Annotated in this window: 10 protein-coding genes; 6 read left to right on the forward strand and 4 right to left on the reverse strand. The window is 68.7% G+C overall.

Going from position 1 to position 12758, the window contains the following annotated elements; translation table 11 throughout:
• Nucleotides 1-40: 40 nt before the first annotated feature.
• The 3 genes from A5694_RS06595 to A5694_RS23980 all read left to right on the forward strand — a co-directional run bounded on the left by A5694_RS06595 (nt 41) and on the right by A5694_RS23980 (nt 2230).
• Nucleotides 41-673: a TetR/AcrR family transcriptional regulator gene (locus A5694_RS06595; RefSeq protein ID WP_064921038.1), complete on the forward strand. Its 633-nt coding sequence runs from the start codon at nt 41-43 to the stop codon at nt 671-673.
• Between the two features lie 254 nt (nt 674-927).
• The gene (locus tag A5694_RS06600; protein WP_064921039.1) at nt 928-1926 is read left to right on the forward strand and encodes an NAD(P)/FAD-dependent oxidoreductase; all 999 of its coding nucleotides are present in this window, start codon (nt 928-930) and stop codon (nt 1924-1926) included.
• Complete coding sequence (locus A5694_RS23980) at nt 1883-2230, forward strand: hypothetical protein (RefSeq protein WP_064921040.1); 348 nt, start codon at nt 1883-1885, stop codon at nt 2228-2230. Before A5694_RS06600 ends, A5694_RS23980 begins: the two co-directional genes overlap by 44 nt.
• A gap of 220 nt (nt 2231-2450) precedes the next feature.
• Here the strand turns inward: A5694_RS23980 and A5694_RS06610 are convergent, their stop codons facing one another.
• The 3 genes from A5694_RS06610 to A5694_RS06620 all read right to left on the reverse strand — a co-directional run bounded on the left by A5694_RS06610 (nt 2451) and on the right by A5694_RS06620 (nt 6972).
• Nucleotides 2451-4271: a phosphoenolpyruvate carboxykinase (GTP) gene (locus A5694_RS06610; protein WP_064921041.1), complete on the reverse strand. Its 1821-nt coding sequence runs from the start codon at nt 4269-4271 to the stop codon at nt 2451-2453.
• A 131-nt stretch (nt 4272-4402) separates the two neighbouring features.
• Nucleotides 4403-6010, reverse strand: a complete 1608-nt coding sequence (locus tag A5694_RS06615) for a hypothetical protein (protein ID WP_064921042.1) — start codon at nt 6008-6010, stop codon at nt 4403-4405.
• Nucleotides 6007-6972 carry a hypothetical protein gene (locus A5694_RS06620; RefSeq protein ID WP_428844260.1) on the reverse strand — a complete coding sequence of 322 codons (966 nt, stop codon included), beginning with the start codon at nt 6970-6972 and terminating at the stop codon, nt 6007-6009. The genes A5694_RS06615 and A5694_RS06620 overlap by 4 nt, the downstream gene beginning before the upstream one ends.
• 224 nt (nt 6973-7196) lie before the next feature.
• Between A5694_RS06620 and trmB the strand changes: the two genes are divergently transcribed.
• From trmB to A5694_RS06635, 3 genes are all read left to right on the forward strand, one after another.
• A complete protein-coding gene (trmB, locus tag A5694_RS06625) occupies nt 7197-7955 on the forward strand; it encodes a tRNA (guanosine(46)-N7)-methyltransferase TrmB (protein WP_064921104.1) in 759 nt (252 codons plus the stop codon).
• An 8-nt stretch (nt 7956-7963) separates the two neighbouring features.
• Nucleotides 7964-8647 (forward strand): NYN domain-containing protein, encoded by a 684-nt coding sequence (locus tag A5694_RS06630; protein WP_064921103.1) that lies wholly within the window; start codon nt 7964-7966, stop codon nt 8645-8647.
• A 71-nt stretch (nt 8648-8718) separates the two neighbouring features.
• Nucleotides 8719-11616, forward strand: a complete 2898-nt coding sequence (locus tag A5694_RS06635) for an MMPL family transporter (protein WP_064921044.1) — start codon at nt 8719-8721, stop codon at nt 11614-11616.
• On the opposite strand, the gene A5694_RS06640 is transcribed toward A5694_RS06635, so the two are convergent.
• A complete protein-coding gene (locus A5694_RS06640; RefSeq protein ID WP_064921045.1) occupies nt 11576-12715 on the reverse strand; it encodes an AI-2E family transporter in 1140 nt (379 codons plus the stop codon). The two genes, A5694_RS06635 and A5694_RS06640, sit on opposite strands and share 41 nt — an antisense overlap.
• Nucleotides 12716-12758: the final 43 nt, after the last annotated feature.

Here is a 12758-nt window from a genome sequence, read left to right on the forward strand (position 1 = left end):
GCCGAACTTATCAATGGTCAGATTGGGTAGGCTGCTGACTATGACGCGGACATCGCGGCCCTACCACCACGGGGACCTGGTGCGCGCGGCCATCGACGGCGCGGTCGAAGAAGTGAAGACGGTGGGAGTCGCCGCGGTGAGTATGCGGCGCATTGCCCGTCGCGCCGGGGTCTCGCACGCCGCGCTGGCCTACCAGTTCGGGGACAAGTCCGGCCTGTTCACCGCGGTTGCCGCCGAGGGATTCCGGCTCTTCGCCGAGACCGTCGGTCCGCCGGCGACGGACGCCGGCCCGGAGGGCTTCCTTTATGGCGGCCGGGCTTACGTGCAGTTTGCGCTGGCCCATCCGGGCCACTTCGAGGTGATGTTTCGCCCCTATCTGCATCGCGCGGACGACACCGACCTCATCGCCGCCCGTGATGCAGCGTTCGAGGTCCTCTACGGCAACGCGCGCAGAAGCCTGGCCGCACACCGCGATGCCCGCGAGGCGGACATCACCGACGACGATGTCTTGGCGCTGGCCACGGCAGGGTGGTCGCTATCGCACGGGTTCGCGACGCTGTTCTCGACCGGAAATCTTCCCGACCGCGTCCGTGCCGACCCTGAGGTCGCGGCCGCCCTGGTCGTCAAGGGTGCCTTCATGATCAGCGAACTCGCCCCGAACCCCACCACTTGACACCCGTCAAGTCTGTCGGCGGTACAGTCTGCGCATGCAGATTCGGGAACATCTCGGTGCCGACAAGCCGGCCATCATCTTGCATCCGTCGGGCACCGTCATCACCTTCGACGAGCTCGATGCCCGCGCCACCAGGTCCCCGTGGTGGTAGGGCCGCGATGTCCGCGTCATAGTCAGCAGCCTACCCAATCTGACCATTGATAAGTTCGGCCGACTCGCGGATACTTACCAGTGGTAAGACGTGAGGGGGTTGGATGGATGACTTCGACGTCGCGATCGTCGGCGCGCGCTGTGCCGGTGCCTCACTGGCAACGACGCTGGCCCGCAACGGGTTGCGGGTCTGCGTGCTCGACCGTGCGCATTTCCCCAGTGAGACGCCCTCGACCCACATCATTCAGCCCAGCGGCGTAGCGATCCTCGGTGACCTTGTCGGGCGCGAGGCCATCTTGGCCACCGGTGCCGTTCCGTTGCGCCGACTAACCCTGGTCAACGAGGACGTGCAGCTCGACGGCGATATCGATCCGCTGCGGTTTCCAGACCCCGGCCTGTGCGTGCGCCGGCTCACGCTCGACACGTTGCTCGTCGAAGCAGCCGCACGGGCAGGCGCAGATGTCCGCACCGGATGCCGGGCGACCGGTCTGGTGCGCGACGCCTCAGATCGGGTGATCGGAGTGGAGACCAACCGCGGAGCGGTGCCGGCCCGGCTAGTGGTGGGCGCCGACGGACGGCACTCGACCGTCGCCGAATTCGCCGGCGCGGACAAATATCTGGTGACGCGCCCGCGTCGGCTGGCCGCCTGGGCCTACTTTGCTGGGGCCGACCGACAGGGACGGCTGCGCCTCGCCCGGGTGGGCGAGCACGCGTTTCTGTCCGCTCCTGCCGACAACAACCTGTACATGGCCGCCGTCACAATCGACATCAGCCGTCGCAACCAGTTTCACGTCGACCGAGAGCAGCACTTTGCTGCCGGGCTGGCGCAGTGGCCGGAGCTGGCTGACCTGCTGTCCGGCACTGAACGAGTGGGGCCGATTCGCCTAATCGACAACTGGCACGGCTACTTTCGGCAGAGCGCCGGCCCAGGCTGGGCGCTCGTCGGTGATGCCGGTCATTTCAAGGATTTCACCCCCCGGCCAGGGGATTTCCGATGCGCTGCGGCAGGCGCTCACCCTCGGCGAAACGATCAGCGCCGGCTTCGCCGGTGGCACCGATATGGACGCCCGGCTGGAGCAATGGTGGCGCTGGCGCGACCGTGACGCCTACGAGATGTACTGGCTGGCGCACGATATGGGCGCGCCGGGTGTACCGACGCCGCTGGTGACCCGAATGCTGCGCGGTATCGCCGCCAACCCGGCCGCAACCGCGCGTTTCCTTGAGGTGGTGAACCATGACCTCAGTCCCGCAAAGCTTTTCACTGTCGGTCGGCTGGCCAGGGCCGCGTTGGGTGCGTTGACCGAGCGCCCCGATCAGGCGGGTGCAACGCTTCGCGAGATCGCTTCCGCGATCAGAGACCAGGCCTACCGTGCGCGGCATCGGACTCCAGTCCGAACTGCGCGTTGAGAGCGTGGTCTACGTCGTCAAAGTGCTCGTCGTCATAGCGCAAACTGCCGAAGAGCGCTCCGAAAGCTACGCTGACCCGCGTCGACATGACCCGAGACCACCGGGCTCAGTCCAGTCGAACTAAACCAGAGCGCCTGCGCCCACGAGGGTGCGTAAATCCGGCCCATGCACAGCGTGTCGAGGCGCGGACACGCACGCTCCGCTGATAGAAAACGGAACCTTAGCCCAGGCGCTGCTTGAGGGCGTCGAACTCGTCGCGCAGGCCGGTGGGCAGCTGGTCGCCGATGAACTCGAACCACTCCTCGATCAGCGGCAACTCCGCACGCCACTCGTCGGCGTCGACAAGAAGCGCCTGCTCCACATCAGCCGGGTCGACGTCCAGTCCCGTGAGCTCCAGATCGGACGCGTGCGGCACCGTACCGATCGGGGTGGACTCGCCGGAGCCCTTGCCCTCGACCCGGTCGATGATCCACTTGAGCACCCGGCTGTTCTCCCCGAAGCCCGGCCACAGGAAGCGCCCGTCCTCGCCGCGGCGGAACCAGTTGACGAAGAACACCTTCGGCAGCTTGGACTCGTCGGAGTTCTTGCCGATGTCGATCCAGTGCTGCATGTAGTGCCCGGCGTTGTAGCCGATGAACGGCAGCATCGCCATCGGGTCGCGGCGCACCGCCCCGACCTTGCCCTCAGCGGCGGCGGTCTGCTCGGACCCCATTGTGGCGCCGATGAACACACCGTGCTGCCAGTCGCGGGCCTCGCTCACCAACGGAACGGTGGTCTTGCGGCGGGCGCCGAACAGGATCGCCGAGATCGGCACACCGGCCGGGTCGTCCCACTCGGGGGCCAGGATCGGGCACTGCGACATCGGGGTGCAGTAACGCGAGTTCGGGTGCGCGGCAGGGGTACCCGACTCGGGCGTCCAGTCGTTGCCCTTCCAGTCGGTGAGGTGCTCCGGGGTCTCCCCGTCGATGCCCTCCCACCAGATGTCGTTGTCGTCAGTGCGGGCGACGTTGGTGTAGATGGTGTTGCCCGCCTCGATGGTCTTCATCGCGTTCGGGTTGGAGCTGTTGGAGGTGCCCGGCGCCACCCCGAAGAAGCCAGCCTCCGGGTTCACCGCGTAGAGCCGGCCGTCCTTTCCGAAGCGCATCCAGGCGATGTCGTCACCGAGGGTTTCGGCCCGCCACCCCGGGATGGTGGGCTGGATCATCGCCAGGTTGGTCTTGCCGCACGCTGAGGGGAAGGCGGCCGCGATGTAGTAGGCCTTGTTCTCCGGCGAGATCAGCTTGAGGATCAGCATGTGCTCGGCCAGCCAGCCCTCGTCATGGGCCATCGCCGAGGCGATCCGCAGCGCATAGCACTTCTTGCCCAGCAGCGCGTTGCCGCCGTAGCCGGAGCCGTAGCTCCAGATCTCCCGGGTCTCCGGGAAGTGGGTGATGTACTTCTCCTCATTGCACGGCCACGGCACGTCCTGTTGGCCCTCGGCCAGCGGCGCACCCACCGAGTGCAGGCCCTTGACGAAGGCACCGTCGGTGCCGATCTTCTCCAGCGCCGCGGTGCCCATCCGGGTCATGATCTTCATCGACGTCACCACGTAGGGCGAGTCGGTGAGCTCGACGCCGAGCTTGGGGTCCTCCGCACCCAGCGGCCCCATGCAGAACGGCACCACATACATGGTGCGACCCCGCATGCAGCCCCGGTACAGCTCGGTCATGGTGGCCCGCATCTCGTCGGGGTCCATCCAGTTGTTGGTGGGCCCGGCCCCCTCCTTGGTGCGGGTGCAGATGAAGGTGCGGGACTCGACCCGGGCCACATCGGCGGGATCGGACAGCGCCAGGTAGGAGTTCGGCTTCTTCGCGTCATCGAGCTTGAGAGCGGTTCCGGCCTCCACCAGCCCGGTCATCAACCGGTCCCACTCGGCCTCGGAACCGTCCGACCACTCCACCCGGTCGGGCTGGGTGAGCTCGGCGACCTCCTGGACCCAGGCCAGCAACCCGCGGTGTTTCGTCGGGGCCTTGTCCAGACCGGGGATGGTCGCTGAGGTCATGAGCTCTCCTGTTGTAACCTGTGTCACTTCGTGGCCTTGCCGCTGGGTGCGCCGCAGTCCACCTCTTAATGCTTCATTAGATAAGAGGTTACCGTGGATAGCGGCGCGCGGCGAAGCGGGCGTACACCCGGCTAGTCGGCAGCCGTTCGGGCGGTCTCCGGTGAGCCCGATTCCCCCAGTTCATCCGGCGGTCCCAGCGTCGCCTCTCCTGCGTCGAGCCTCGCTGAACCGCCCAGTTCATCCGGCGGTCCCAGCGTCGTCTCTCCTGCGTCGAGCCTCGCTGAACCGCCCAGTTCGGACCGCACTGCGGCCAGTGCCCGCTGCAGCGTCGGCAGCTGCCGATCTCGCACCGCGGCGGCCCGGGCGGTCGCGGCGGCATGCTCGCGCAATTCCCGGTCCAGGGCGGCGATCCGGTCAGCGGCCCGCGCCGCCTCGGTTTCGTTGCGCTCGGCGAGTTCGGCGGTGAGCGCCGACTCGGCGGCCACCACCCGTAACGCGACCAGCTCCTGCAGCGCCGAACGCAGCGCGGCGGTGGCCTCGCCCACCCAGCGATCAAGCACCGCCCGGTCGCGCAGCAACCCGCGGATGCGGACCACCCACACCGTGACCGCTACCCCGACGACCACACACAGCGCCGCACCGGCGGCGGTTAACCCCGGCGCCAGGTGGGCGAAGAGCCGACTCAGGGTCAACGCCACCCCGAGACCGAAGCCGACGCCGAGCAACGTCATCAGCTGGGTCTCCAAGCGCCGCGACGCCAACGCCGGCGCCCCGATCTCGAACTGCGGCACCGGCGGGGTTGCAGTCGCCGCCGCGGCGTCCCCGGACAGACCCAACTCGTGCGCGACGTCGGCCAGGTGCTCGGCGACCCCCTCGTCGACCTCCGTCACGACCTCCTCCAGCCGGCGGCGCACGTTACCCTCGAACTCCGGCAACCGGCGCCGCGTCATGCCCGCGGCGTCCTCGGCGAGCTCACCGCGCACCGAGGCGCAGCGCTTGCGGGCGAAGTAGGACAGCTGCACCCGAGCCTGGGAGATCCGGCTGCGCAGCGCGATCACCCGCTCCGATTTCGACATCCGCCGCTGCCGCACCACTTCGTCACGTTGCTCCTGCAGCAACGCCACCCGCGCGCGCCGCCCCTCCGCGCGGGCGTCGCGGTCGACCCGGTCGGCGTCGGTGCGTAGCTGAAACTCCCAGGACCGCAGCCGGTTCCGGCGCTGCACGTCATTGTCACCGAGCTGTTTGGACAGTTCGGCGACCAAGTCGTCCACCCGCGGCTCACCCCGCTCGGGTGCCGCGGCGGCCCCTACCCACGCCACGTCGCGGTAGCGCGGCGCGTAGTCGGCAAGGGTCTCGCGGGCCACCTCCTGCATCTCGCGCCACTGGCGGTGCACGTCGATCTTGGACACCACACCGATCACCACGTCGGTGTGGGCGGCCGCGGCGTCGAGCAGCACACAGTCCGAGTCGGTCAGTGCCGCTGCCGCCGACACCACGAACACCACCGCGGTGGGCACCTCCCCCGGCATCAGGTCGGTGGCTTCCACCACCCGCCACTGCGGCAGCCGGTCAGCCAGTGCCGACGCCACCGCGCTGACTCCGGCCAGCCAGGGCCCGGCAACCATGATCGCGTCGCAGCGCCGCACCGCCGGCGGGCGCACCCCCGGAGCGATCTCGGCCACCAGGGCGTCCACCCCGGCCGTCGGGTCGGGTTCGGCCAGGTGGTCAGCGCCGGTCATGAGCGGCCTCGCGTCGCCGCCCAGGCCCGCAGCGATCCCCTGGCGAGGTCGGCGGCGCAGGCGCGCGAAGTGACGCTCAGCGGTGCGCTGCGGTAGGCCTGCCACCGGCACGCCCGCCGCAGCACCGGTTCACCAGGCGCCGGCGGCTCTCGGAGAACGGCCGCCGCCGCGGCCATCCGGGCCGTGGCCGTCGCATCACAGGTCAAGAACTCCTCGATGCGGGGTGCGAAATCCCGACCGACCGCGTGCGCTTCCAGCCGGGCCACCGCCTCCGACATCCGCCGGTGCTGCACCGCGGCGGCCAGCACGCCCAGGTGCGCGACGACGCCGTCGACGCCGCTGAGCCGGCGCAGCAACATCCGCGCCTGTGGCAGCGTGCCGCCGCGGCGCGCCAGCTCGAGCAGCCGCTCGACCCCGGAGACGTCGAGCGTGGCGCACAGCCGCGCGCGGATCTGCCGCGGCAGGGTGTGCGGGCACCTGACGAAGTGTTCGGCGGAGCTGAGGTCCCCGGGGTCCGCTGCGAGCCGGCGCAGCGCCGCCCACAGCCCGGCGTCCAGCCGATGCGGCAGCGCGGCAAGGGCGAACAACGCCGAGAGCGGTTCGGCCGGCGCGCGGGTGGCCGCCGCGGCGTCGGCGACATCGCACTGTCCGGACAGGTCGGCCTTGTTCAACACCACCAGCACCGGCCGGCGCCGCAACGCGTGCAGCGCGGCGGTGTCCTCCGGCTTGACCACTTCGGCGACCACATACACGACGGCGTCTGCGTCAGGCCGGCCGGTGATGTGCACACCGGCGGCGGCCAGTGCGGCAGCCACCGTGCGCCGGCCCACCCCGCGGCGGCCGCACACCGCCACCTGCAGCGGCGCTGCGACCTCCGCGGCGATCAACGACAGCGCCGGATCGCAGATCTCGCCGGCCAGCCGGGTCAGCTCGTCGGCGAAGAGCTGGTGCCCCTGTGTCACGACCATGCCTCCCGCATCGCCCAATCGGCCCGCCTTATCGAGGCCATGGTGTCAGCTGCGTCCGCGTGATGCGAGTCACCACGGTGCTTCTGCGACGACCTGTCGCCCGCCAGCGGGAGGTACCCGCAGCGCCCGCGCTTGCAGTCCTCGCGGTAGGCAACCGTTGGGTATCAATGTGGACCGCGCCGTGGGGGCACAGCGGTTCATAGGCCACCATGGACTGCATGCATGCTCAGCGCGACGTCGAGACGCCATCAGACGTCGCTGATATCGAAGCACCGACGCCACGGCGTGCCCGAAACTTCAGCGTCCGCTATCGCCACTCCGCGCTGTCGGCCGGCCAGCGGCAGACCTGGGAGCGGCTCTGGCCTCAGCTGGGCGCCGACGTGGTGCCGCCGCAGGGGTCGGGGCGCCCCGATCCGCTGGACCCGCGCCGCTGGTTTGGCCGCGATGCCCCGCTGGTGCTCGAGATCGGCTGCGGGGCCGGCACCTCCACGGTCGCGATGGCCCGCGCCGAACCGGATCTGGACGTGGTCGCCGTCGAGGTCTACGACCGCGGGCTGGCGCAGTTGCTCTGCGCGATCGAGCGGGAACAGGTCGGCAACATCCGGTTGCTGCGCGGCGACGGCCTCGACGTGCTGGAACACCTGATCGCGAGAGAATCGCTGATCGGCGTGCGGGTGTTTTTTCCCGACCCGTGGCCCAAGGCCCGGCACCACAAGCGCCGGCTGCTACAGCCATCCACCATGGCCCTGATCGCCGATCGGCTGCAGCCGGGCGGGGTGCTGCACGCGGCGACCGACCACGCCGGGTACGCCGAACAGATCGCCGAGGCCGGCGACGGTGAACCGGGCCTGCGCCGGGTGACGGATCCCGGGCCGACGCTGCCCATCTCGGTTGCCCGGCCCACCACCAAGTACGAAGCCAAGGGCCGCAGCGCGGGCAGTGCGATCACCGAGTTGATCTGGGAGAAGCCGCGGTGAGCGACACCGTGGCGGAGATCCCCGGCCCAGCGGCGGAGATCCCGGACGGCCCGAGCACCCAGGGGCCGCCGGCCCGTCGGGTGCTGCTGGTGTGGGACGCCCCGAACCTCGACATGGGCCTGGGAGCGATTCTGGGCCGGCGTCCGACCGGTGTGGAACGGCCCCGGTTCGACGCGCTGGGCCGCTGGCTACTGAACCGGACCGCGGAGATCTCGGCGAAGACCCCGAACGTCGTCGTCGAGCCCGAGGCGACGGTGTTCACCAACATCGCGCCGGGCACCGCCGACGTCGTCCGGCCGTGGGTGGAGGCGTTGCGTAACGTGGGATTCGCGGTCTTCGCCAAACCGAAGATCGACGAGGACAGCGATGTCGACTCCGACATGCTGGAACACATCGCGTTGCGCAAAGAGCAGGGCTTGGCCGCGGTAGTAGTGGCTTCCGCCGACGGTCAGGCGTTCCGGGAACCGCTGGAAGAACTCTGCGGTCTCGGCATCGCCGTCTCGGTGCTCGGATTTCGCGAACATGCCAGCTGGGCGCTAGCCTCGGATACCTTGGAGTTTGTCGACCTGGAAGACATTCCTGGTGTGTTCCGGGAGCGGCTGCCGCGGATCAGCCTGGATTCGCTGCCGGAACAAGGGGCGTGGTTGCAGCCGTTCCGGCCGCTGAGCTCACTGCTGGCCTCGCGCGAGTGACAACTGGAGAGCCTGAAAAGAGGCGCGCGGGTCGAAAGATGTCTCAACAGACTTTAGTGAGGAGCGTATAGGTGTTCGCCTGGTGGGGTCGAACTGTATACCGCTACCGGTTCATCGTAATCGGCGTGATGGTGGCGCTCTGCCTGGGCGGTGGGGTCTACGGCATGAGCCTGGGTGACCACGTCACCCAGAGCGGGTTTTACGACGACGGCAGCCAGTCGGTGAAGGCCTCGATCGTCGGTGACGAGGTGTACGGCCGCGACCGCACCAGCCACGTGGTGGCGGTCTTCACCGCCCCGAAGGGCGAGACCGTCGACGACAAGCGGTGGTTCGACGGGGTCAAGAACGGACTCAACAAGGTCAAAGACGACCACCCCGACCAGATCATGAGCTGGGTCGGCTACTTCACCAACCCGGAAGCGCTGGCCACCATGGCCGACGCCGAGAAGAAGCACGCGTTCGCGTCGATTCAGCTCAAAGGCGACGACGACGACACCATCCTGAAGAACTATCAGGCCGTCGAGCCTGATCTGCAGAAACTTGACGGCGGCAAAGTCGAACTCGGTGGTCTGCAACCGATCGCCAGCGCACTGACCGGCACCATCGCCACCGACCAGCAGCGCATGGAAGTGCTGGCGCTGCCGCTGGTGGCGGTCGTGTTGTTCTTCGTGTTCGGTGGTGTGATCGCCGCCAGCCTGCCGGTCATCGTCGGGGGGCTGAGCATCGCCGGCGCAACCGGCATCCTGCGGTTCGCCGCCATGTTCGGGCCGATCAACTTCTTCGCCCAACCGGTGGTCTCGCTGATCGGCCTCGGTATCGCGATCGACTACGGCCTGTTCGTGGTGAGCCGGTTCCGGGAGGAGATCGCCGAGGGCTACGACACCGAGGCCGCGGTCCGCCGGTCGGTGATGACGGCCGGGCGCACCGTGATGTTCTCGGCAGTGCTGATCATCGTCTCGGGAGCCAGCCTGCTGGTGCTGCCGCAGGGCTTCGTGAAGGCGATCACCTACGCGATCTTCGCCTCGGTGGGTCTGGCCGCACTGCTGTCGATCACCCTGCTGCCGGCCATCCTCGGCGTGCTGGGCACCAACGTGGACGCGCTCGGTGTGCGCACCCTGTACCGGATTCCGTTCCTGCGGGACTGGGAGTTCTCCAACCGCATCATCGGCTGGTTCGCCGAAAAGACCCAGAAGACCAAGACCCGCGAAGAGGTCGAGGCCGGGTTCTGGGGCAAGCTGGTCAACTTCGTGATGAAGCGGCCGCTGGCCTTCGCGATCCCGATTGTGGTCGCGATGATCCTGCTGATCATCCCGCTGGGCAAGCTGACCTTCGGCGGGATGAGCGAGAAATACCTGCCGCCGGACAACACCGCCCGGGTGGCCCAGGAGCACTTCGACGAGATCTTCCCCGGTTTCCGCACCGAGAAGCTGACGCTGGTGATCAAGAGCGACACAGACAAACCGGTCACTCCCCAGCAGGTCGCCGACGTGCGCAACCGGGCGATGGCCATCAGCGGCTTCGTGGTGCCCGACGACGATCCGGCCGAGATGTGGAAGGAACGCCCTTACCTGCCCGGAGCATCGAAGGATCCCTCGGTGCAGGTGATCGAGAACGGCCTGATCAACCGTGACGAGGCGGCGCAGAAGATCAAGGCGCTGCGCGCCATGGGCACGCCCAAGGGTCTCACCGTGCTGGTCGGCGGCACCCCCGCCCTGGAGCAGGACAGTATTCACGCGCTGGTCAGCCAAGGACCGTTGATGCTGGTGATCCTGCTGACCACCACCACCTTGTTGATGTTCCTGGCGTTCGGGTCGCTGGTGCTGCCGTTGAAGGCCGCGGTGATGAGTGCGCTCACCCTGGGATCGACGATGGGCATCTTGACCTGGATGTTCGTCGACGGCCACGGCGCGGGACTGCTGAACTTCACGCCGACGCCGCTGATGGTGGTGGTGATCGCGCTGGTGGTGGCCGTGGGCTGGGGCCTGGCCACCGACTACGAGGTGTTCCTGGTCTCCCGAATGGTGGAGGCCCGCGAATCCGGGATGTCGACCACCGAGGCGATCCGGATCGGCACCGCGACCACCGGGCGGCTGATCACCGCGGCCGCGCTGATCCTCGCGGTAGTGGCCGCGTCGTTCGTGTTCTCCGATCTGGTGATGATGAAGTACCTGGCGTTCGGTCTGATGGCGGCACTGCTGCTCGACGCCACCGTGGTCCGAATGTTCCTGGTGCCGTCGGTGATGAAGCTGCTCGGCGACGACTGCTGGTGGGCGCCGCGCTGGATGAAGCGCCTGCAGAACCGGATCGGGCTGGGCGAGATCCGGCTGCCCGACGAGCGGCGCAAGGTGACCCGCCGCTTCCCGGCCCCGGCCGCCGCGCCGACGCCGGTGGGTCCCGCCGCGCCGCGGCCCGCGCACGACCCCACGCACCCCGCCGCCAGCGGGTCGGTCCAGGCCCGCTCGCGGGCCGCCGAACAGGTGCCGACGCGGCCGGTGACCGGCAACCCGTCGGGTGCCCGCACCAACCGGATCAACACCGGTCCCCCGGAGGCGCCGACCACCCGGTTTTCCGCGGCCGAGCCGGTGACCGAGCGGGTGGAATCACCGGGCGAAGCACCCGAACGCGAGATCGAGTCATGGCTCGGCGAACTGCGCGGCGGGCGCGACGCGCCGGCGCGCCGGCGGGGCCGGCCGGACGCCCCGGACGCCGCAGCGCCGCAGCCCTCCGACGAGCGGACCCGTGCGCTGCCGGTGCCCCCCGAGAACGAGGCCGGCAACATCGAGAACGCGCCCACCACCGCCATCCCGGTTCCGGGTGCCCAAGGCAACGACGTGGACCCGGGCAACCCGCCGACCGAGAAGCTCACCGCTCCCGGCGATAAGGGTGACAAGGCCGGCGACAACCCGAAGCGCCGCGGTGCCGGTGGTCTCAGTGCGGCGGAGCTGCTGCGTCGGGAGGGGCGGTACTGACCTCGTCGGGCTCGGCTTCGAGCAAGCCGTCGTCAGACAAACCGGTGTCGGCGGAGCCGACCAGCACCCGTACCGCCCGGTCGATGAAGGCGATCGTCGGGACCGCCAGCAGCGCACCCACGATGCCCGCCAGGATTCCTCCGGTAGAGATTCCCAGCACCACTGCCAGCGGGTGGATCGACACCGCGCGGCCCATCACCAACGGCTGCAGCACATGGGCTTCGAGCTGGTTGACCGCGATGATCAAGCCCAGCGTCACCAGCGCATAGATCCAGCCCTTGGCGATCAGCGCGACCAGCACCGCCAGCAGCCCGGTAAGCACCGCACCGACCAGCGGGACGAAGGCTCCCAGGAACACCAGGGAGGCCAACGGCAACGCCAACGGCACCGCCATGACCGCCAGCCCGATGCCGATTCCGACGGCGTCGACCAGCGCCACCAGGAAGGTGGCCCGCACATAACCGATCAGCGACTCGAAGCCGGCGATACCAGCCGCGTGCACCCTGTCGCGCACCTCGCTGGGGAAGAACTTGACGACGAACTGCCAGATGTTGCGCCCGCCGTAGAGGAAGAAGATCAGCGTGAACAGCACGACGAAGGCGCCGGTGAAGATCTTGGTGATGGTCTCGGCCGTCGACAACGCCCCGCTGGTCAGCTTGGCCTGATTGTTGCGCAACCCGTTGATCACGGTGTCGCCGGCGCTGTCGATCTGCTCGCTGCTCAGATGCAAGGGACCGTCGGTCAGCCACCGCTGGGTCGAGTTGACCACCTGGGTGACCTGCTCCACCAGCCCGGGCACCCCGTCGATGAACTGGTCGACCACGAAGCTCAACAGCCCGGCGAGCACCGCCACCCCGCCGAGCAGCAGCAGGAACACCGCCAACCCGCGAGGCACGCCGCGCCGGTCGAGCCAATCCACGCCCGGCAGCAGCAACGCCGACATCATCAGCGCCAGCGCCACCGGAACGACGATCACTTCCAGTCGCCGGGCGATCAGCAGCACCGTCAGCGCCGCGGCGAACAACACCAGCAGGCGCCAGGCCCAGGCCGCCGCCTTGCGCACCGTCGGATGTACGGATTCGTCTGTGCTGGCTGACATTCCGGTAGCGTAACGATGCCGCACCGGGAGCACATCGAGTAGT

Origin of the sequence: Mycolicibacter sinensis (assembly GCF_001667945.1) — a bacterium.
Taxonomy (GTDB): domain Bacteria; phylum Actinomycetota; class Actinomycetes; order Mycobacteriales; family Mycobacteriaceae; genus Mycobacterium; species Mycobacterium sinense_B.